The 20,321-nt window shown below is 47.6% G+C and carries 14 protein-coding genes; 10 read left to right on the top strand and 4 right to left on the bottom strand.

Annotation, left to right across the window (positions count from 1 at the left end):
- Nucleotides 1–25: 25 nt before the first annotated feature.
- From PUT07_RS15105 to PUT07_RS15120, 4 genes are all read right to left on the bottom strand, one after another.
- Nucleotides 26–1,699: an extracellular solute-binding protein gene (locus tag PUT07_RS15105; protein WP_274468985.1), complete on the bottom strand. Its 1,674-nt coding sequence runs from the start codon at nucleotides 1,697–1,699 to the stop codon at nucleotides 26–28.
- A 65-nt stretch (nucleotides 1,700–1,764) separates the two neighbouring features.
- A complete protein-coding gene (locus tag PUT07_RS15110) occupies nucleotides 1,765–2,640 on the bottom strand; it encodes a carbohydrate ABC transporter permease (RefSeq protein ID WP_274468986.1) in 876 nt (291 codons plus the stop codon).
- Nucleotides 2,641–2,658: 18 nt separating this feature from the next.
- Entirely contained in the window at nucleotides 2,659–3,597 is a 939-nt protein-coding gene (locus PUT07_RS15115) for an ABC transporter permease (protein WP_274469332.1), read from the bottom strand.
- Nucleotides 3,598–3,855: 258 nt separating this feature from the next.
- Complete coding sequence (locus PUT07_RS15120) at nucleotides 3,856–6,075, bottom strand: AraC family transcriptional regulator (RefSeq protein WP_274468988.1); 2,220 nt, start codon at nucleotides 6,073–6,075, stop codon at nucleotides 3,856–3,858.
- 278 nt (nucleotides 6,076–6,353) lie between these two features.
- On the opposite strand from PUT07_RS15120, the gene PUT07_RS15125 reads away from it, so the two are divergent.
- The 10 genes from PUT07_RS15125 (at nucleotide 6,354) to PUT07_RS15170 (ending at nucleotide 20,306) form a co-directional block, all read left to right on the top strand.
- Nucleotides 6,354–7,376, top strand: coding sequence for a response regulator transcription factor (locus PUT07_RS15125; protein WP_274468989.1), 1,023 nt, complete (start codon nucleotides 6,354–6,356; stop codon nucleotides 7,374–7,376).
- The gene (locus tag PUT07_RS15130) at nucleotides 7,376–9,181 is read left to right on the top strand and encodes a sensor histidine kinase (protein ID WP_274468990.1); all 1,806 of its coding nucleotides are present in this window, start codon (nucleotides 7,376–7,378) and stop codon (nucleotides 9,179–9,181) included. Before PUT07_RS15125 ends, PUT07_RS15130 begins: the two co-directional genes overlap by 1 nt.
- A 101-nt stretch (nucleotides 9,182–9,282) precedes the next feature.
- The gene (locus PUT07_RS15135; RefSeq protein WP_274468991.1) at nucleotides 9,283–10,257 is read left to right on the top strand and encodes an ABC transporter permease; all 975 of its coding nucleotides are present in this window, start codon (nucleotides 9,283–9,285) and stop codon (nucleotides 10,255–10,257) included.
- Nucleotides 10,258–10,272: 15 nt separating this feature from the next.
- On the top strand, nucleotides 10,273–11,166 hold the full coding sequence (locus PUT07_RS15140) for a carbohydrate ABC transporter permease (protein ID WP_274468992.1): 894 nt from the start codon (nucleotides 10,273–10,275) through the stop codon (nucleotides 11,164–11,166).
- 14 nt (nucleotides 11,167–11,180) lie between these two features.
- Nucleotides 11,181–12,824 carry an ABC transporter substrate-binding protein gene (locus PUT07_RS15145; RefSeq protein ID WP_274468993.1) on the top strand — a complete coding sequence of 548 codons (1,644 nt, stop codon included), beginning with the start codon at nucleotides 11,181–11,183 and terminating at the stop codon, nucleotides 12,822–12,824.
- Nucleotides 12,825–12,867: 43 nt separating this feature from the next.
- On the top strand, nucleotides 12,868–14,277 hold the full coding sequence (locus PUT07_RS15150) for a sulfatase-like hydrolase/transferase (RefSeq protein WP_274468994.1): 1,410 nt from the start codon (nucleotides 12,868–12,870) through the stop codon (nucleotides 14,275–14,277).
- A 99-nt stretch (nucleotides 14,278–14,376) separates the two neighbouring features.
- Entirely contained in the window at nucleotides 14,377–15,351 is a 975-nt protein-coding gene (locus tag PUT07_RS15155; RefSeq protein ID WP_274468995.1) for an SGNH/GDSL hydrolase family protein, read from the top strand.
- Between the two features lie 29 nt (nucleotides 15,352–15,380).
- Nucleotides 15,381–17,705: a helix-turn-helix domain-containing protein gene (locus PUT07_RS15160; protein WP_274468996.1), complete on the top strand. Its 2,325-nt coding sequence runs from the start codon at nucleotides 15,381–15,383 to the stop codon at nucleotides 17,703–17,705.
- A gap of 67 nt (nucleotides 17,706–17,772) precedes the next feature.
- A complete protein-coding gene (locus PUT07_RS15165) occupies nucleotides 17,773–18,147 on the top strand; it encodes a cupin domain-containing protein (protein WP_274468997.1) in 375 nt (124 codons plus the stop codon).
- Between the two features lie 140 nt (nucleotides 18,148–18,287).
- Complete coding sequence (locus PUT07_RS15170) at nucleotides 18,288–20,306, top strand: chondroitinase-B domain-containing protein (RefSeq protein WP_274468998.1); 2,019 nt, start codon at nucleotides 18,288–18,290, stop codon at nucleotides 20,304–20,306.
- Nucleotides 20,307–20,321 lie beyond the last annotated feature (15 nt).

Consider the following 20,321-nt stretch of genomic DNA (forward strand, 5'->3'; position numbering starts at 1 on the left):
TCGGGAGCGCCGCTCCTCCTTCGTTTTATTTCAATTCTTTCTGCGATTCTTCAGCGAATTTGTACAGATCATCAATACTGAATGCTTTGGTTTTGTTGTTCTCATACCAGTTGGCATAATAATCATCGACTTGCTTGCCGCCTGCTTTCTCCCAAATATCCTTGGCATCCTTCACAGCCTGCTGTGCCGTATAGCTGGTCCCGCCTACCAGAGCTTTCAACCAAATATCACCTTTGTCGATGTTGTTGGATTTGCTTGTGCTTTTGACAATCGCTTGCAGATTATCAGGCAGTACCGGCAAGAAGTCATAACCGAGCGAAGGGATCGGGCGATCTTTGTTAATATAGATTTCTTTGGATTTGAGGTTGATGTCGAGCAGTTCTTTTTGTGCAGGCACTTCAGGGCGAAGGTTGACCAGATACACTTCCGCGCATTTGCCCAGCAGCAAATCGGATCTCATCATGTTCAGATCGTCGGTATAAAGCTCTTTCTTATTTTTCTCGGTATCGATAGGCTGCAAACAGCCATTCGAGCCTTTTTGCGAATGTGTACCCTCAATGCCATTTTTCAGCAGGCTTGCATTTGCAGGATCCACCATCCAGTCAATATATTGCATAACCGCTTTCGGATCTTTCGCTCTGGCATTGACGACACCGACCATTTGCACGGGGGTGCTGATAATCGGGCTGAATTGGCCGAATTGGCTTTTCGGCAAAGCTATTGGAATGACCTTGGCCGTAGGGTTGTTCTTCTTCAACGTTTCATAGTTCGAGATGGTAAACCAGGCGCTGTCGATCGCAAAAATCCCTAGTTTTCCATTCATGAAATCTTGGATGCCTTTTTGTCCGTTTTTATCCGTGAGAAAATCCTTATCGACCAGACCGTCGTCGAACAACCGCTTCTGGAACTCGACGGATGCTTGGAGACGTTCCCAATCATGGACGAAATGACCGTTTTGTTCGGCCCAGTCGATCGAACGTCCGAAGATATGGCTGATTACGGAGAAGCCGACGCCGCTCAGGTTGATACCGAACGTATCCTTTTTACCGTTGCCGTCTGGATCCTGGTTCACGAATGCACTGGCGACGTTATACAATTCTTCCGTCGTAGTAGGGGCCTGGAGGTTCAGCTTCTGGAGCCAATCCTCACGGATCAAGAGACGATGATGGGGGGCCACGACATTCAGACGCCCGATTTCGTACAATTTGCCGTCTTCCTTCGTTCCAATCTTGCGGAGCAGCGGGTACTTCTCCAGAATTTGTTTGTAGTTCGTGCTATATTTATCAACCATTTCATCAATCGGCATCAGCAGCTTCTGCGAATACCAGCTGTTCCTGTAGTTCGCATCATACTCGAGTATTAAATCCGGTGCGCTTCCAGAGGCGAGCAGGGCATTAAACTTCGGGAACGATTCCCAGCGGGGAACGGGTGTATACTTCACATCGACCGGACCGTTCTTGTTGATCCAGTCCACCCAACGGTTTTTATCCCAGTTGCCTTCCTCCGGCGGAATATTGCCCCGGTCATAGACGGAGACCGTAATCGCGCCTCGGGCAGCAGGTTCGGTTCCAGAGGTCGCATTCGGATTTGACGGTGTCGCTGGATCGCCAGTTTTAGGTGTGGAGCAGCCTGCCAGTACGGCAGCACAGACTAGCGTAGACAGTAGAGCTTTCCGATGACGCTTACTTAACATAAACATGGAAATCCCCCCTTAGATCATTCGTTTCCCCATACATCTGAAATCAGGTCCTGTTTTCTTTCGTCTTATCCTTTAATCGCGCCGATCATAACCCCTTTGACAAAATACTTCTGCAAGAAAGGGTAGACGATCAGCATAGGCACAATGAGTACGATTACGCCGGCCGCTTTGATAGACTCTGGTGTCATTTGCTGCAAATCATCGGGTCTTACGGAATTAAGCTCTTGAAGAATCGATTGACTGGCGACCATTTGTTGAATCATCACCGCCAAATTCATGCGTGTGCTGTCATTGATGAACATAAGCACGTGTAAGAATGAATTCCAATATCCGACGCCATAGAATAAAGTCAACGTAGCCAAGACGGGCAGGGAGAGAGGGAGGATAATCCGGGTGAGAAGTCTCCATTCCCCGCAGCCATCCATCCTAGCCGCTTCTTCAAGCTCTTCAGGCACATTCATGAAGAAGGTCCGAAGGACGAGCATATTAAACGCGCTGATCAGTCCCGGCATCCAAATGGCGCCGTAAGTATCCAGTAAGCCGAGACTTTTCACGATGAGAAATAGAGGAATTAAAGGCGTTCCGAACAGCATCGTAAATACGATAGCAAGTGTAAAGAAGCGGCGCGCATAGAAATATGACTTGGCTAACGGATAAGCGGCCATGATTGTAAACCACATGCTTAGCCCAACGCCTACGATCGTAATTACGATACTATTCCAAAAGGCTTTGACCAGATTGGTGCCGCTGTATAAGGCTTTGTACGCTTCTATCGTCCAGCCCTGCGGCCACAGCGTGACATGCCCCGATACAATCGCCTGATAGCTGCTTAACGACAAAGAGATAATATGCATCAAGGGTAGCACACAGCTTAGAGCTGCAAGGCCAAGGAACATATAATTGATCGTATAAAAGATTTTCTCATCACAAGTTGGTTTCATGAAGGGGAGGCTCCTTTCTTACCACAGTCCTTGATCGAATTTACGGGCAAGTTGATTCGCAAGGACGACGAAGAAGAAGCCGACCAGAGATTCAAATAACCCGACCGCTGTCGTTAAACTGAACTGTCCTCCCTGGACACCTACGATAAAGATATAGGTGCTGATGACATTCGAGACATCCGAAACGGCTGCATTTTGGAGTGTGTACACATGATCAAACCCGACTTCCATGACATTCCCCATACTCAGAACCAGCATGAGAATAATCGTGCTGCGAATGCCGGGCAGCGTGACATGCCAGATCTGCTTCCATTTGGATGCACCGTCGATGCTGGCAGCTTCGTACAGATGCGTATCGATCGAGGTAAGAGCAGCCAGATAGATGATCGCTCCCCAGCCCGCTTCCTTCCAAATCCCAGAACCAAGGAAGATAGCTATCCAGCTATGTTCTTGATACAAGAAGGCCGTGGTGTGACCCGTCCATAGCTCGAGCAATTTGTTCACAATACCGGATTGCTGGGCGAATATCGTAACGACAATGCCTCCGACGATGACCCATGAAAAGAAGTGAGGGATGTAGATCAGCGTCTGCACGATCTTTTTGAACCGCATGGCGCGAACTTCATTCAGTAAAATGGCGATGATGATGGGAAAAGGGAAACCAGCGACAATGCTTAATAAGCTCAATGTGATGGTGTTACGGATGATGGTTACCGTCTGGGGTTGGGTAAATAGTGCCTTGAAATGCTGGAGGCCAACCCAGGGGCTTCCCCATATGCCTTCCATCAAGTTATAGTTCTTGAAGGCAATCACATTTCCTAATATGGGGAAGTATCGAAAAAGAATAAAGTAAGCAATGACGGGTACAAACATAACCAGCAGCGGCATGTTTTGCTTGAACCGACGACGGGGCAGCGACTTGGCCGTATTGCGGTCAAATCTTCGGGTAGTCATCATGGGGGCTGTTTGAACGTTGTCTAACGGTGTATGCGGCATCGTGTCACCTCCTTAAGCGTTGAAATTGAACCATCTTTTGCTCCCTTGCCGTCGATGGAATCAATGTACCCCAGAGGTGCAGTTGCGCTCAATATACATGAATTAGCGAATATACGCTTATGCAATCCTTGCTGTACAAAGGCTTGTGCGGATCGGCCGCAGAGGTGGATAAACAAGAATTAACGATAAACATTCCTTGCAAAAATGGGATCATTCCGATTATTTCCGGTAGTCCCCAGGTGTGACGCCCGTATATTTCTTGAAGGCGCGAATAAACGATATCGCATGCGTGTAGCCAACCTTAACCCCGATGTCCTGGACGGAATATCGACTGCTGTGGAGCAGCTTCTGCGCCTGTTCCATCCGGATCTTAACGAGATAATCAACGAACTTCTCGCCAAATTCTTCTTTGAATGCCCGGCTGACATGCGAGGGATGAAGCTGAAATTGCTCGCTTAGCGAGGAAAGCGATAACTCGGGATCTGCATAATGAGTCTCCACGTAAGTGCGAATTTGGTTCATGACGGCATGTGTGCTTCGGTCTTCGCGAATCCGTGCCATCCGCCGCGACACCTCTTCTAATTGGTGGAACCACTCTGCATACAATTCTTCGATCGTATCGAACCGTTCAATGGCGTCATTCAGCTGGGGCAGTGCCGCTTGCATGACTTCCTGCAGCTCGGCTGAGAGCTCCGTCATCTCCCGGTGTAAGTAATAAACGAAATAATTCATCAGATTCCGAATCTCGTCGTATGAGAACAAACCGACCTTTAATTCAGTGAAAATTTGCTCCAAGGCCGGCTTCCAACCCTTGTCACCCAAGCGAAACGACTGAGCCAGTGATTTGATCAGAGGCAGGTGCTTATACATTTCCTTCTCCTCGGATGCTTCGGACTCCCAATGATAGAGAACCCGATTCGTCCCTAAGGTCGATTTAAAGCGTAGAACATGGGTGGCAGCCTCATAGGAATGAACCAGCTCCTGTACTTGTCCGACCACATGCCCGACACCCAGTGTAATGCGGAAATGCAAATGCTGCTCGACCCACGAACGTATATTTTCGCACAGATTGGCTGCGAGCTTCTCACTGTTTTTCACATTCTCATCGGCAAATATCACAACACTAAGCCTGTGCGTAGCCGTCCATTCCGCCCATACCGTCAGGCTAAGCGATTCAGCCGTTTCATACACGACCCGGCTTAATACAAATTTCAGCAATTCTTGATCCCTCTGAGAGAACATGCGGCATACTTCCATATACTTATCCATCTCGATGACGGCCGCAGCCAGCTGACCGAAGTCCGTAGGCAATTGCAGCCGTTTCATCTCGACTTTCCATTCTTCATAATCTATCGCGCGGCTGCCTTCCAGCCATTCTTTGAAGAAGTGCCGCTGTCTGAATACGATATCTTCTTCATGCTGCTTCTCATAGCGGAGGGATAACTCCATGAGATTGCTGATGGCTCGGTCGATATACTGGAATTCGTCTTTTCTCTTGCCCTCGAAACCCAACGGCTTCAATTCGGAATAGGCATGGATACGGGACATAATCAGCTTAATCGGCTGATAATTCCGATAGGTCACATAGGTCATCCAGATCCCGCCAAGAACGACCATTACCAGTCCCAATCCGATCCATACATAAGAGAAGACAGAGGTGAAGGTATATAAATACTCATCGTTGAGACCGCTGCGGTATTCCCAGTTCGTATAAGTGGAGCGGATACGGGTCAGCTCAGAGCCTTTATCGGCTCCATCTGCATTGCCGGAAGCCATCAGCCGGTTGCCTTCGGAATCGTATACGTGGATGAAGCTGATCTTAGAATTGGACATGCCGCCGACCATTCCTACAATAGAATCCATGCTGATATTGACAACAATGATCCCTTTTTGCCCGGATAACAGAGGAAACTTCCGTACTAAAGAAATAACGACTTTACGCCCATCCATCTCAGCAAATTCCTTGAAAACCCGCTGATTGGTCAGCTGGTATTTGGAAGGGCTTTGTATCATCTCTTCTATAAATGCTTTATCGCCGAAACGGTCTGCCGTTATCATCGTGTTCGGACTGATGACCATTCGATCGGAATCCCGGTAAAAATATACCGAATCAATAAAGTTGTTGTAATTCATCATTCCCCGAATTAATTCCGTGATTTCATAAGCGGAGTAATAGGGATTTCCCTCTAGTTTGTTGTCGAAAAACTGGTCGATCCGCGGATTTGTCTGCAGCTCCTTGATCACATATTCATCGATCGTCTTCAAGGTGTAGTCAACCGACTGCATGATATGTAAAGCATATGTTTTATTTGCATTGACAGCTTCTTTTTTGGACAATTGGCTGATCGAAAGAATGATAAGCACAATGAGTACGGAAGTGATCATGAAAAATACAGGCAAGTAAGAGAATAGAAGCCGATAGAACCAAGGTTTGGTCATAAAATCGCCCCTCTAAAATAATCCATCTGCAATGAAATAACAGTCTGTCGCGTTCGTCGTGCGACCGTCCACTGTCGTACGTTATATGCAAAATATTTAGGGATCATGCGTAAGAGACCCGTATTTACACACCCGTTTGGATGATGAACGATAGGGAAGTTTCGATTTTGATGATGATGTTCAAGTTTTAATGGGTATTCAGGCTAAAGGGAATCGTCTCATAATACAGGTATGGAGAATCGTCGGTATTGGATGATTTTATTGCGGGGGGCATGCGAATGGCCAGAATCTTTATTGTTGACGATGAACCTATCATCGGGATTGGTCTCAAAACGCTAATCGGGGAGTATCAACGGTTTAGTGAAATCGAAACATTTACGGACGGCGCGTCAGCGTTGTCGAACATCAGGGCGAATCCCCCTGACGTTGTGTTGACGGATATTCGGATGCCTCGTATGGACGGTTTGGAGCTATGCCGGAATATCCAGCAGCTAAAGCTATTCACCAAAGTCGCTGTGCTTTCGGGATACGGGGATTTTGCATATGCGCAAAAATGTATGTCGTACGGCGTGCAGGAATATTTGCTGAAGCCCATTACAGAAATCGAGCTTTTTCCGGTGCTGGATAAAATACTCGCCATGCGTGAACCGGCGCTGATGTCCTTCTCCCATTTTGAACAGTGGATCGATCAATTGGAGGAAGCGGTTTGGATGATGGACAAGGCTCGAGCCGATGAACTGTTGGAGGAGGGGAAGAGGGCGTTGTTCGCCGTTGAAACGGACATCCAGCAGCACCAGCGGGTATCCGACGCCGTCACGCTGCTTCTCAAGAAGCTGAATGCCAGAGGGACCTACAAGCTTGAAGCAAAGCCGCTTTTAGAAGTGAACACGTTCATCATGAATACGTACGAATGGTTTCAGGCCGAAATCGGAAGATGGATCCAGCAGCTGAGCAAGTACCGCAATCATGAAAGAATCGATGTATTGGAAGCGGCTATCCAGTACATTGAGGAGCATCTTTGCGAGGAGGAGCTTTCACTGGATATGGTGGCAGGGAAGTTAGGCGTAACGCCGACCTATTTCAGCCATTATTTTAAGAAAAATACGAATGAGACCTTCGTGCAATACCGGATGCGCAAACGAATCGATCGGGCCAAACAGCTGCTAGCCGTGCCGCACTACAAAATTATCGACATTGTAGCCGAGGTCGGTTATGAAAGCTACCCCCACTTTTCCAGAGTATTTAAGAAGGTGACGGGATATTCCCCTACGGAATATCGCGGGCTGCTTGGAATCAAATAATGAAGAACAGCCTGGTTCGCAAGGTTTATATGTACTTCGTCATCATTATCACGCTAACGTTGGTGACAGTGGGGGTCACCGGCTATTGGCGGTCATCCAATGAATTGGAGAATCAGTATGAAGGGCTGTTGACTCAAATCGTTGATAATGTGCTGCACGAAACCGATTTATTTCTGAAGAGCTACGAGAGGGCGACGCTTTCCATTATGATCTCTCCTGTAGTGAAAGAAGCGTTGGATCTTCCACGCCAAGCAACGGCTAGCTTTTATGCCTCCGAAATAGCCATGAAAAGTGTCTTTCAACCCGTTCTCATCAACAATCCGGAAATATCCATGACGTACATTATAGGGTATAACGGGTTCCAGGCAACGGATTTCAATGTTCACATTGTTCCTTTTAATTACAAAGGCTTTGAAGAATATGTGGAGCAGATGAAAGAAGACGATGCCATCAACGGGAAGCTGACGATCCAGGATTCCAGATTTCTGGACGGACATCTCACCTTGATTCGCAAATTGGCAGACCGCACCTCAGCTAAATCATTCAAAGGCATTATGGGCTTCGAACTAAAGATAGGGGAGTTAAACACACTCTGGAAGGGGATAAAGCTGGGACAATCCGGCTATTTCTTCATCGTCAACGATCGCGGGAAAATCTTATACCATCCGGATCCGAGCCGAATCGGTAAACAGCTCGATGGCATGCATTTCAATACGGTAGAAGCCAATAAAGACCAAATCTTTGAATTGCCTGGAGAACCGGGTCGCGTATTCTTTAGCCGGAAATCCGATTATTCCGGATGGACGCTGGTCGCAAGCATGTCGGTTGCCGAGCAGAGCAAGCCGATTTCGGACCTGCGGCAGACAACGCTAATCATCGGAATCGTTACCTTGATATTGGCCTTATTTCTAGCATATCGGTTCGGTCAATCGATCGTTCGGCCAGTCCGACTCCTGGAAAACGGCATGCGTCATACGGCCAAAGGTCAGTGGACCCGCGTACCTCTAACCGGAAGCCGTGATGAGATGGATCAACTTATTACAAGCTACAATACGATGGTGACGCGGCTGGAAGAGCTTGTCGAGCGGATCTACGAGACCGAGCTGCGCAGTCAGGACAATTTAATGAAACGGCAGCTCGCGGAATTCCAATCGCTGCAATTGCAGATTAATCCGCACTTCTTGTACAACACGTTGGAGATTATTATTTGTTACGCCGTTATTCAGAAATCAAGCGAAATCAAAGACATTGTCCGTTCTTTGTCCTATATGTTGCGCTATTCCATTCGCACCGATTTGGAGGAAATTACGGTTGCGAACGAGCTTAAACATATCCTGTATTTTATGTCGATCATGAAATATCGCAACCAGCGCGAATTTGAAATTGACGTTCGCATCAGTACGGCATATTTGTTGGACAGCATGGTTCGCTTGACGCTGCAGCCTTTGGTCGAGAATGTTTTCAAGCATGCGTTTCCCTATGGCATTGAGGTTTCTCATACGATTATTATCGACGCTTGGAAGGATGAAGCGAATTTCTATGTCACCGTTGAAGACAATGGCTGCGGGATTGAAGCGGAAGCTCTTCTGCAATTAAATGAACGACTCATGAGCAGTCAGGAAGAGAGGCTGATGGATCCACAACCAACCTTCGGGGGGAGCATCGGCCTGCTTAATGTGCATAACCGGATTCAGATGGTATTCGGACCGCAATACGGGCTTTCCGTGCAAAGCGAGCTGGGAGCGGGCACGAAAGTAACGATTCGCATGCCGTCCTCCAGCGCAAAAAAAGTCATACCGGTGTAAAACAGCACAATGCTAGGCGATTCGTTTTTTTGTATCCTCAATCTAAGGAAAGACATCAAACCTAACATATGAGTCATGGTTATCGAAAGAGGGAGGGATTTATGGAAGTCACGGCTAGCAAGAGCAACCGTCTGTCAGCATGGGCCGGTAAAAAGGAAAATTACTTCTCCCGGCTGAGGAAGAACGCATCCAGCCATTGGCAGCTCTATCTGCTGATACTGCTGCCGATTATTTATTTGCTCATCTTCAAGTACGTGCCGATGTATGGAGCTTTAATTGCGTTCAAGAATTATGTTCCGACGAAAGGGGTATGGGGCAGCGACTGGGTAGGTTTGAAGCATTTCGATCGGTTTTTCCATTCGTATGAGTTTGTTCGAATTATGAAAAATACGATTCTGCTCAGCCTGTATAGTTTGTTCGCGGGGTTTCCGTTCCCAATCATACTTGCGCTTTCCTTGAATTACGTCAACTCTCGTTTTTTTAAGAAATCCGTACAGCTGATCACTTACGCACCGCATTTTATTTCGGTAGTCGTGATGGTTGGCATTATCTTGCAAATGATGGACCCACGGGTTGGCCTGGTGCAAACGATTATGAAATATTTCGGATTGCCCGCCATCAATTTCATGGGCATCCCTGAATGGTTTTCACACGTTTTTGTCTGGTCCGGCATTTGGCAGAACGTTGGTTTCTCCTGCATCATCTACCTGGCGGCGCTTGCAGCAGTCGATCCTTCGCTGCACGAGGCAGCTGTGATGGACGGAGCCAATAAAATACGGCGGATGTGGCATGTCGACTTGCCGGGCATCATGCCGGTTGCCGTGATCTTGCTGATCATGAACACCGGCCATGTGCTGGACATTGGCTTCGAGAAGGTATTGCTGATGCAGAATCCGCTGAATATGAGCGCTTCTGAGGTGATCGATACCTTCGTGTACAAAGTCGGCTTGGCCTCAACAGCTATCAATTATTCCTATTCGTCAGCCATTGGATTGTTTAAATCCATCATTAATCTGATCCTGCTGGTTCTCGTCAATCGGATAGCCCGTAAGTTGGGGCAAACCAGTCTGTGGTAATAAGGGGGTACGTCTATGACGGGAAGCATGAAAGAAAGTGCGGATGACAGGCTTTTTACCGTTTTGAATTACATCATCCTATTCATTTTTACAATTACAATCTTATATCCTCTGGTTTATATTGTTAGCGCTTCCTTCAGTTCATCCACGGCGGTTGTTTCCGGCAGAGTCTGGTTGTATCCGGTAGAGCCGACGCTGGCGGGTTATGAGGCGGTATTTAAACATCGTTTAATTATGTCGAGCTTTTTGAATTCGGTCTTTTATACCGTAGTGGGAACGATAATCAATGTGCTTTTTACACTCATAGCGGCATATCCGCTATCAAGAAAAGATTTTATGCCACGGAATAGCGTTATGGCTTTGTTCGTGTTCACCATGATGTTTTCAGGCGGATTGATCCCATCTTACCTGGTTGTGAAAGAGCTGGGGATGATCGACACCAGATGGTCTTTAATTATTCCAGGAGCGCTTTCTGTTATGAATATGATCATTGCCCGAACGTATTTTCAAACAACCATTCCGGATGAATTGCTTGAAGCCGCACAAATGGATGGATGCAGTGATTTTACGTTCGTGCGGAAAATCGTGCTTCCTTTGTCAGGTCCAATCATTGCTGTAATCTCGTTATTCTACGCAGTCGGACATTGGAATCAATATTTTAACGCGCTGCTTTATTTAAAACATCAGGAGCTGTATCCGCTTCAATTGGTTTTAAGGGATATATTGGTGCAGAACGAGGTCGACGCGTCGATGATAACGGACGTTGCCGACCAAGCGGCAAGGGATGGACTTAGAGAGCTTTTGAAATTCTCTCTTATCGTCGTGTCTACGCTGCCCGTGCTTATCATCTATCCATTCATACAAAGACATTTTGTCAAAGGCATGATGATTGGCTCATTAAAAGGCTAAAGGGAGGTTTTGACATGAAAAAAGCTCTAACCGCTTTAATCGCGATTACGACGTCCGTAGCTCTTCTAAGCGCATGTGCGGACAGCGGCCAACAGGAAGCAGCCCAAAAGACGGAAGCAAGCAAGGACGATCAAGTCACAGCAGCGGGTGAATTTCCGATAACGAAAGAAAAGACAACGCTCAGGGTTATGGTCAAAGGCTCCAGCATTGTCGAAAATTTCGCAACGAACGAGTTCACCAAGTGGCTGGAGGAGAAAACGAACATTCATATCGATTGGGAAGTCGCTCCGGAAAAAACATTTGCAGAGAAGCTTAACGTTTCACTCGCAAGCGGAGATTATCCGGACGTGCTGCTTAATATGAGCGTATCGCCGATTCAGCAGTCGATTTACGGTAAGGATGGCGTATTTATTCCGCTCAACTCGTATATTGACAAATATGGCGTGGAAATGAAGAAGATGTTCGAGCAAGTTTCCTATGTCAAAGATTTGATCACTATGCCTGACGGCCAAATTTATTCGGTCCCTCAGGTGAACGATTGCTACCACTGCTCACTGGGTCAAAAAATGTGGATCTATCAACCCTGGCTCGATAAGCTCGGATTAAAAATGCCGGAGACCACTGACGAGTTTTATCAAGTGCTGAAAGCCTTCAAAGAAAAAGATCCGAACGGAAACGGGAAGGCCGATGAGATTCCGCTAGTCGGCGCAACGAATGGCCCCTCGTCTACCTTGGACCTTTTTCTAACCAGCGCTTATGTCGAGAAGGACTTCAATCTGCGCTTCGTGAAGGATGGTAAGGTTCAAGTTGCCTACAATCAGCCGGAGTGGAAGGATGCTTTGACCTATATGCATAAACTGTTTGCCGAAGGTTTAATCTCTCCGCAAACGTTCACACAAGACAGAAACCAGCTGAAACAAATGGGGATGAACCCGGAAATCCCGATTGTCGGTGCTGTTGCTTCACAAAACCAAACGGTATTCGTCGAAGTCGATAACGCGAGATTCAAAGATTACGTAGCCGTTCCTCCGCTCAAAGGACCGTCAGGTATACGTTCCACGGCATATAATCCTTACGCAGTATCTGCAGGTCAATATGTCATTACCAATAAGGCGAAAAATCCCGCTGCCGCATTCCGTCTGGCTGACTTGCTGCTATCGGAGGAAGCGACGCTTCGCAGCACGCAAGGCCGACCTGATCAGGAGTGGGTGCGTCCTGCAGAAGGGGAGCTTGGCATTAACGGGAAGCCGGCCAAATGGAAACCGATCGCCACATTTGGCAAGCTGCAAAATGTTCACTGGGCGCAGGCGGGGCCGTCGCTGCGAACAAATGACTTGCGGTTAAGCGTGGTTGCGGATCCCAAAAATTCGCTGGAGCTTGTTTTGTATAAAGAAACGAAAAAATACGAGCCTTACGCAATCAATGCGAGTAAAATTGTGCCGCCATTGTTCTTCACCAATGAACAAGCTGAGGAGCTATCTACGCTGGAGAAGACGCTTACGGACTATCGAGCAGAATTTTTTGCGAAAACGGTTACAGGCTCACTGGACATTGACAAGGAATGGAACAACTACTTGAGCACTTTGGACAAAATGAACCTGAAACGCTATCTGGAAATTTATCAAGAAGCCTATACCCAGTTTAAATCGAAAAAGTAGCTGCATCGGGAAGCATTCCCGTCTCGTGAGAGTGAGGTACAAGATGGAAGAAAAGAATTCTAAGAAGCATTCTGACGGAAGACCTAATGTCGTCTTTCTAATAGCGGACGATCATCGTGGCGACGCCATTCGAGCATTCGGCGATGAAACCGTGCAGACGCCGGCGTTGGATGCCTTGGCTGCCAGCGGAACATCGTGTCGTAACGTTCATATCTTCGGTGGCTTGACCGGGGCGGTTTGTGCACCGAGCAGAGCGTGCGTCCATACGGGTATTCCCATCTTTCGAGCGACGATCGGCAAGGATATGACGGTCCGGGAGCATTCAAGCGTCATTCGTCCGGATGTACGGCTCATGCCGCAAACGATGCAGAGTGCCGGGTATTGCACGCATGCAATCGGCAAATGGCATAATGACAAGGCAAGCTTCGCCCGAAGTTTTGAAGGAGGGGATAAGCTGACTTTTCACGGCATGAGCGAGCATACGAAGGTTCCAGTGTATGATTATGACCAGACGGGGGCTTATCCGAAAGAGCAGGAATATATCGAACGGACATTCTCGACGGAATTGTTTACGAACGCCGCCGTCCAATTTATTAAGGATTACCGGGAGGAGCGGCCGTTCTTCCTGTATGTGGCGTATACAGCGCCGCATGATCCTCGAACCGCGCCGGAGCCGTATGCAAGCATGTACGACAAAGCCAGTATTCCGCTGCCTCCGAACTTTATGAAGGAGCATCCGTTCGATACCGGCGATATGATGGGCCGGGATGAGAAGCTTGCACGATGGCCGAGGGGCGAGGACGAAATCCGTGAGCATATGGCCGATTACTATGCGATGATAAGCCATTTGGACGCACAAATCGGCAGAGTCGTCGAGGCGTTGAAGGCAAAGGGCATTTATGACGATACGCTCATCGTGTATACGGCGGATCATGGCTTGGCGGTCGGGCAGCACGGACTGATGGGTAAACAGAACCTTTACGAGCACAGCGTACGCATACCGCTTATATTCCGGGGGCCGGGCGTTCCGGCGGGCCAGCAAGTGCCTGCACTGGCCAGCAATATCGATATTTTCCCTACCGTTGCTGGGTTATGCGGCGTTGAACTTCCGGAGGAAACGGAAGGCATCAATCTCTGTCCTGTCCTTGCAGGAGAAAGCGATGGCATGCGCGGTATCGTGTGTTCGGTCTATCGAGACGTCCAGCGGATGGTAACGGATGGCAGGTGGAAGCTGATCCGGTATTATCACTCGCCGGTAACGAACACAGGAACAGAGCGGATCCAGCTCTTCGACCTGCGGAGCGATCCTTGGGAAACGCACGATTTGTCGGCGGATCCGGCCAGTGCTGGGGACATCGAACGGCTTGCCTCAGGCTTAACCTCGTGGATGCAAGCTAGCGGTGATATTTTGCAGGATAGGCCGGTCATTCCTGTTACCTCGCAGATGAGTTAGCCCATCAAGGGTGGAGGGGGAAGACCTAAGCTCATAAAGAGTCGCGTATATCGCGGCTCTTTTATTTAATGGATGATGAGATGAAAGGAGAGATGAAGCATGCAAACGATTGAATTAAATAAAGAGTGGTTTCGAGGGGCCGTTTCAATAGAATCGAATGAGACCGGGCTCCGGCCATGGCGATTGCCGCAGGATCAGCTCCGCTTATTTGCATCCAAATTAGTGGAGAAGGCAGGGGAAACAGCGGGTGTTAGAATTGCTTTCTTAAGCAATTCCACTTCGGTGGAGCTGCATGTGGCGATTACGGATAAAGATGTACAATTTGATATTGTGATTGAAGATGAATTAGTCGGTACCAAGACGCTTATTGCAGGAGAAGAAATTTGTTTATTTACGAGCTTGCCTAGCGGCATGAAGAGGATTGACATTTATTTTCCGCCCCATGCTGTCGTCATTGTAAAAGCACTAAAGGTTGATATAGGGTCTTGGGTCACACCCTTGCCAAACCATCAACCGCGGTGGGTTGCGTACGGCAGCTCCATTACCCAATGCAGCACGGCTGAAAGTCCGGCACTTACTTGGCCGGCAATCGTAGCGCGCAACAAAGGTTGGGACTTCATGTGTATGGGATTCGGCGGACAATGTCATTTGGAACCGATGGTTGCTCGCGTCATCCGTGATCTTCCTGCGGACGTCATTTCGATGTGCCTCGGCATTAATGTGATGGGGAGTAATAGTTTAAATATCCGAACATTTCGTTCCGCCATTATTGGCATGGTATCGATCATTCGGGAAAAGCATCGCAGCACGCCTCTATTCCTATTTTCTCCTATTTATTGTCCTTACAGGGAAACCATCGAGAATGGAGTAGGGATGACCTTGGTTACAATGAGGAAAGAAATTCAGGAAGCGGTGAATGTGCTAACTTCATACGGGGATTCCAATCTTACTTATGTAGACGGCTTGGATATTCTCGGAGAAGCCTTTATCGATAAATTACCAGATCAGCTTCACCCGAACGCGGAAGGAAATAAAATTATAGCCAATCATGTACAGGGTATTTTGAATATTTAACTATGATCCCTATTGCCAGGAGGTCATTCATGCTGCAGAAGTTGTGGAGATACAATAGAAGTGTAATTGCTACATGGTTATTCTCTTATTTGTCCGTCTTGTTGGTTCCTATTGTCAGCAGTATGATTCTGTATTCTGCAACCCGTAGTTTGGTGGAGAAAGAAATCAATAGGGCGAACGAGCTGCTTCTCACGCAAATAGAAATGTCTATTGACAGTAAATTAAAGGGCTTGGATCAATTAAGCTTGGAGGTTGCTCTAAACAAGAATGTAGCCTCTTTCACCAATGTCGAACAGCCATTATCTGACGATCATTATTATCAACTGTTTAACATCGCCGAGAATTTAAGAACCTATCAAAAAGCTAATGATTACATTGAGCAAATATACGTGATGTACGCAAGTAGCGATACCGTTGTCTCCACGTTTAACCACACCGATTCCCGAGGTCTGCATGCTCTTATGAGACAGCAGCAGGAGACTTCCTTTGAGGATTGGAGAAAGCTTTTTGACGGTAAATATATATATCAATATTCGCCTATGCAGTATTGGAAAGAGGGAACGCCGTTGCCTGCGGTGATGCTGGCCCGCTCGCTTGTCTTGAATAATCCGACACAGCCGTATCCCATACTGATCTTCCTGATTAACGAGAATAAGCTGCTGGAAAGCATTCCGCAATACACGGATTCATCGGTACTGATTCTGGACAAAGATAATCGCTTCATTGCAGCGTCCAAAGATAAACAAAAGCTTCTGGATTACTTGCCTTCAGAGCGTCTGCACGGGAAGAAGGGGCTGGTTTATGCAGAAATGAATCAGGATAAAGCGGCTGTCTCTTACATTGCATCCGAGCTAACGGGGTGGAAATATGTGTCCGTTCTCCCAGCAGATATCTTCAATGAAAAGATGGAATATTTGAAAACCATTACAAGGCTGAGCATGGCTATGGGATTGTTGATTGGCCTCATCGTCACGATCATTTTCTTGAGAAAAAATTACATGCCGATTCAAGTGCTGCTGCAGAACATGACGCAAAAGTTCGGATTTCGTTTTGATGGGAAGTCTAACGAATATTCATTTTTGCAAAATGCCCTTCACCGTACATTTGTTGAGAAAGATGAAATCAGCAAACTGCTAAAGCTGCATAATCATACGATCAGAGCGCATTTTTTGACGCGATTATTGAAGGGGCAGTTGGAGAGGAAGCTTCCGCTTCGGGAATCGTTCGTTGCCCACAACGTCCACTTTCATTCGGACCGGTTCGCGGTGCTGCTCTTCAGCATTGACGCTTACGGTAAACTGCAATCCGAAGAAGCCGAGGATTCATTCGGGCCGAGCACGCAGTTGCTCCACTTTATTCTAAGCAATGTGATCGGGGAACTCGCCGGCGAAGACGCGACGGTTTACACCACCGAAGTGAACGAGCTGACAGCCTGCATCATGAATTTGAATTCATGTTTATCCAAGGAAGAGGAAGACGAGGCATTAATTCGAATGGCCGTCCAGACGCAAGCGTTCATCAAGGAACACATTCATGCGGAGATGACGATTGCTGTGAGCGGCGTTCACAGGGACGTATACGGGATTTCACAATCGTATCAAGAGGCCTTGGAAGCTCTTGAGCATCGCATCGTGCTTGGCAGCGGACAGTTGATTCGGTATAAGGAGATCAGCATGGAGACTGCTCGACCCGGCAGAAACTATTATTATCCTTTGAGCATTGAACAACAGCTCGTTTATTATGTGAAAACGGGGAACCTGCTCAAATCGCAGGCATTGTTAGGAGAAATTTATGAGGCGAATTTCAAGGTCCACCCGGTGTCGGTTCCACTAGCCAAATGCTTGTTGTTTAATCTGGCAAGCACGATGCTGAAAACGCTCGATGAGGTGAGCACGATCAGCAAACGAAATTTCGAAGCGCACGCCGAAGATGTGGAACGGTTGTTGAACTGTGATACGGTTCAGGACATGATGACGCATATGAACCGGGTACTCGAGGAGGTCTGCGAATGGATTCAAACCGACAAGAAAAATCATCACACCTATCTGATTAATGATATACGCAACTATATTCAGTCGCATTACCGGGATGTCAATTTGAGTATTTCGATGATCGGGGAATCCTTCTCGCTAACGCCATCCTACATATCCAAAATATTCAAAGAGCATACAGGTGAAACGCTGCTCGATCTAATCAATCAAACGCGACTGAAAGCGGCAAAAAAGCTTCTATCCGAGCAAAACTTGACGGTTAACGAAATTGCCAGGCGCGTCGGGTATGCGGATGTGAGCACGTTCTTGCGAATTTTCAAGAAATTCGAAGGCATGACGCCAGGGAAGTATCAGAAGATCTAGCTCCGATTTTGTTATCAACAAATGTGGCCGATCAAGCTTTAATTAACAAATAAGGGAGGAATGGCGGATGAAAATGTTGCGATTATGCGATCTGCAGGATATCCAAAGCGGTCATATCTTGCAGGACGTACTGCCGGGGGCGAATTTGTCCTCAGGCGGCCTTGCCTTTGCTAAGCAGGGGGAACGCAGCCACACGAATGACGGACCGGATGGCAGGGACTACCACATCCATGGGGATTGTGAAGCGTTTCTTATTTTGCAGGGATCGGGAACTATGGAGGTGGATGGGGTATTTCATCGGGTAAGGGTCGGTGATGTTGTGATTATCGAGCCTGGTGAAGATCATCATCTGCTTTCAAGTGAGGATGACCCGATCGTCACGGTTTGGTGCCACGCGGGACCCAGCCGTCATAAGGATCAGCAGGATAAGGGACCGGTATGAACGTAATTCCGAGCCGGCATGCGAGCGATTTTTCTAATTTCACAATTCGTTTGATGTATTGCTAAAGCTTGAGTTTATTTTCTGCACATCATCCTCGAATTTGCATATCCACAAATGATACCAAATGAGGTTCAATCATTATGCAACACGAAATAATCGCAAACGACTTGCTGTGGAAGGGGGTGCAGGAACGCTTACTTAAAGAGCTATTTTGCAAGCGCTTTCGATTCATGTATTTCATTCTATTCAACGAAAAGGACGGTGTTAGTTACATGAAGATGTCCCTAAGGAAAGCTGCAGCAATCCTGTTATGCGCACTCATGCTCATAAGCTTGATTCCTGGATTCGTTGCTGCTGCAGACACGAAATTCACCATCGCGGGGTCCCAAGTGACCGCAAGTTCCGACGATGGGAATGTTCCTGCGAATGTGGTAGATGGCGATATGGGAACCCGCTGGTCAGCCAGCGGTGACGGCCAGTGGATCAAGTTTGATCTTGGCTCCAGCGTAACCGTAGCCTTTGTTAAAATTGCTTTTCTAAATGGCTCCACACGTACCTCCACTTTCGATATACAGACTTCTGCAGACAATTCAACGTTCACGACCATTCAAGCGAGTGTAACAAGCAGCTTGGCAGATGGCTTCCAAACCTTCGATTTCCCAGATGCTGCATCCATCAGATATGTGCGGATCCTCGGGCATGGCAATTCGGCGAGTGCTTGGAACAGCTATTTGGAAGTTGAGGTGTATGGGAATGGAGGCGGCACCCCTGTAGAAGATTCAGTGACGGTTTCGACCCCGGCCCAACTGCAGAATGCGATCAACCAGGCCGTACCAGGCAGGACGATTTATTTGCAAGATGGCACCTACTCACAATCTGGCCCCATCACGATCAATGGGATTCACGGTCAGGACGGCAGTGAAATTACAATCAAAGCCGTTAACCGCGGGCAGGCGATTCTATCCGGAGGGGCTTCTTTCAGTCTGTACCAGTCGTCCTATGTGACGATCTCGGGGCTGACATTTACAACAACGACCAGCTCTAGCAACAATGCAGTGAAAATTGATGAATCCAACCATATTCGCTTGACTCGCAATGCATTCAATCTGAATGAAACCGGAGCCACGAACAATTGGGTGAAAATCAGAGGAATCAACAGCGATAATAACCGGATTGACCGGAATGAATTCAGATCCAAAGCGGATCCTGGCCCCATCATTGCCGTAGATGGCGATGGAAGCAGCTATATGTCGCGCTACACGATTATCGACCGCAACTATTTCTATGACAGCGCGCCAAGGATTACCAACGGGAAAGAGAGCATTCGTCTTGGCTTATCCGGCGTGTCTTTATTAAACGGGTATTCAACCGTCGAGAACAATCTGTTTGAGAACAGCGATGGAGACCCGGAAATCATTTCGGTGAAAAGCAGCGGCAATACGATTCGCTACAATACGATTCGAAACTCGCAAGGGCAGGTATCGGCAAGGCATGGTAATAACAATCAGTTTTATGGGAATTTCTTTCTGGGCAATGGGAGCAAATCCGGTGTAGGCGGGTTCCGAATTTATGGTACGGATCATCGCATCTATAATAATTATTTCGAAGGTCTTACTCTCGATGCCATTAACCTCGATGGCGGAGATTGGGATGGCGGACCGGATTCCACCAACTATAGCAGCGGGGATTTAAGCAAGCACTGGAGGGTGTACCGAGCGCAAGTTGCGAACAATACCATCGTTGACAGCACGTTTGGCATCATCATCGGCAGAAGCTATACCTCAGCGCCGGTGGACAGCCGAGTGGCCAATAATATCGTTCGTAATAGTACAGGAACGCTTTATGAAGAAGTGAAAACATCGAACACCGTGTTCGAAGGGAATATCGGCTACGGCAGCACATTGAATAACCGTTCGAGAACTTCTTCCGAAATTCGGAACATCACCCCTTCGTTCACAACAATTAACGGCTTGCAGAAGCTAAGCTCAGGAAGCGCTGCCGTTGATGCTGCTGTAGGCAGCTATTCTTACGTCACACAGGATATGGACGGTCAAACGCGTTCGGTGAATGATGTTGGCGCAGATGAATATTACAGCTCTTCTACGGCAATCGTCCGCAACCCGCTTGGAGCTTCGGATGTAGGGCCTAATAGCCCATAATGTAACCATCTAGAC

Origin of the sequence: Paenibacillus sp. MAHUQ-63 (assembly GCF_028765165.1) — a bacterium.
Taxonomy (GTDB): domain Bacteria; phylum Bacillota; class Bacilli; order Paenibacillales; family NBRC-103111; genus Paenibacillus_E.

Excerpts from the sequence above, each read along its gene's own strand:
- PUT07_RS15105 (WP_274468985.1), bottom strand. The coding sequence starts at position 1,699 with ATGTTTATGTTAAGTAAGCGTCATCGGAAAGCTCTACTGTCTACGCTA.
- PUT07_RS15110 (WP_274468986.1), bottom strand. The coding sequence starts at position 2,640 with ATGAAACCAACTTGTGATGAGAAAATCTTTTATACGATCAATTATATG.
- PUT07_RS15115 (WP_274469332.1), bottom strand. The coding sequence starts at position 3,597 with ATGATGACTACCCGAAGATTTGACCGCAATACGGCCAAGTCGCTGCCC.
- PUT07_RS15120 (WP_274468988.1), bottom strand. The coding sequence starts at position 6,075 with ATGACCAAACCTTGGTTCTATCGGCTTCTATTCTCTTACTTGCCTGTA.
- PUT07_RS15125 (WP_274468989.1), top strand. The coding sequence starts at position 6,354 with ATGGCCAGAATCTTTATTGTTGACGATGAACCTATCATCGGGATTGGT.
- PUT07_RS15130 (WP_274468990.1), top strand. The coding sequence starts at position 7,376 with ATGAAGAACAGCCTGGTTCGCAAGGTTTATATGTACTTCGTCATCATT.
- PUT07_RS15135 (WP_274468991.1), top strand. The coding sequence starts at position 9,283 with ATGGAAGTCACGGCTAGCAAGAGCAACCGTCTGTCAGCATGGGCCGGT.
- PUT07_RS15140 (WP_274468992.1), top strand. The coding sequence starts at position 10,273 with ATGACGGGAAGCATGAAAGAAAGTGCGGATGACAGGCTTTTTACCGTT.
- PUT07_RS15145 (WP_274468993.1), top strand. The coding sequence starts at position 11,181 with ATGAAAAAAGCTCTAACCGCTTTAATCGCGATTACGACGTCCGTAGCT.
- PUT07_RS15150 (WP_274468994.1), top strand. The coding sequence starts at position 12,868 with ATGGAAGAAAAGAATTCTAAGAAGCATTCTGACGGAAGACCTAATGTC.
- PUT07_RS15155 (WP_274468995.1), top strand. The coding sequence starts at position 14,377 with ATGCAAACGATTGAATTAAATAAAGAGTGGTTTCGAGGGGCCGTTTCA.
- PUT07_RS15160 (WP_274468996.1), top strand. The coding sequence starts at position 15,381 with ATGCTGCAGAAGTTGTGGAGATACAATAGAAGTGTAATTGCTACATGG.
- PUT07_RS15165 (WP_274468997.1), top strand. The coding sequence starts at position 17,773 with ATGAAAATGTTGCGATTATGCGATCTGCAGGATATCCAAAGCGGTCAT.
- PUT07_RS15170 (WP_274468998.1), top strand. The coding sequence starts at position 18,288 with ATGCAACACGAAATAATCGCAAACGACTTGCTGTGGAAGGGGGTGCAG.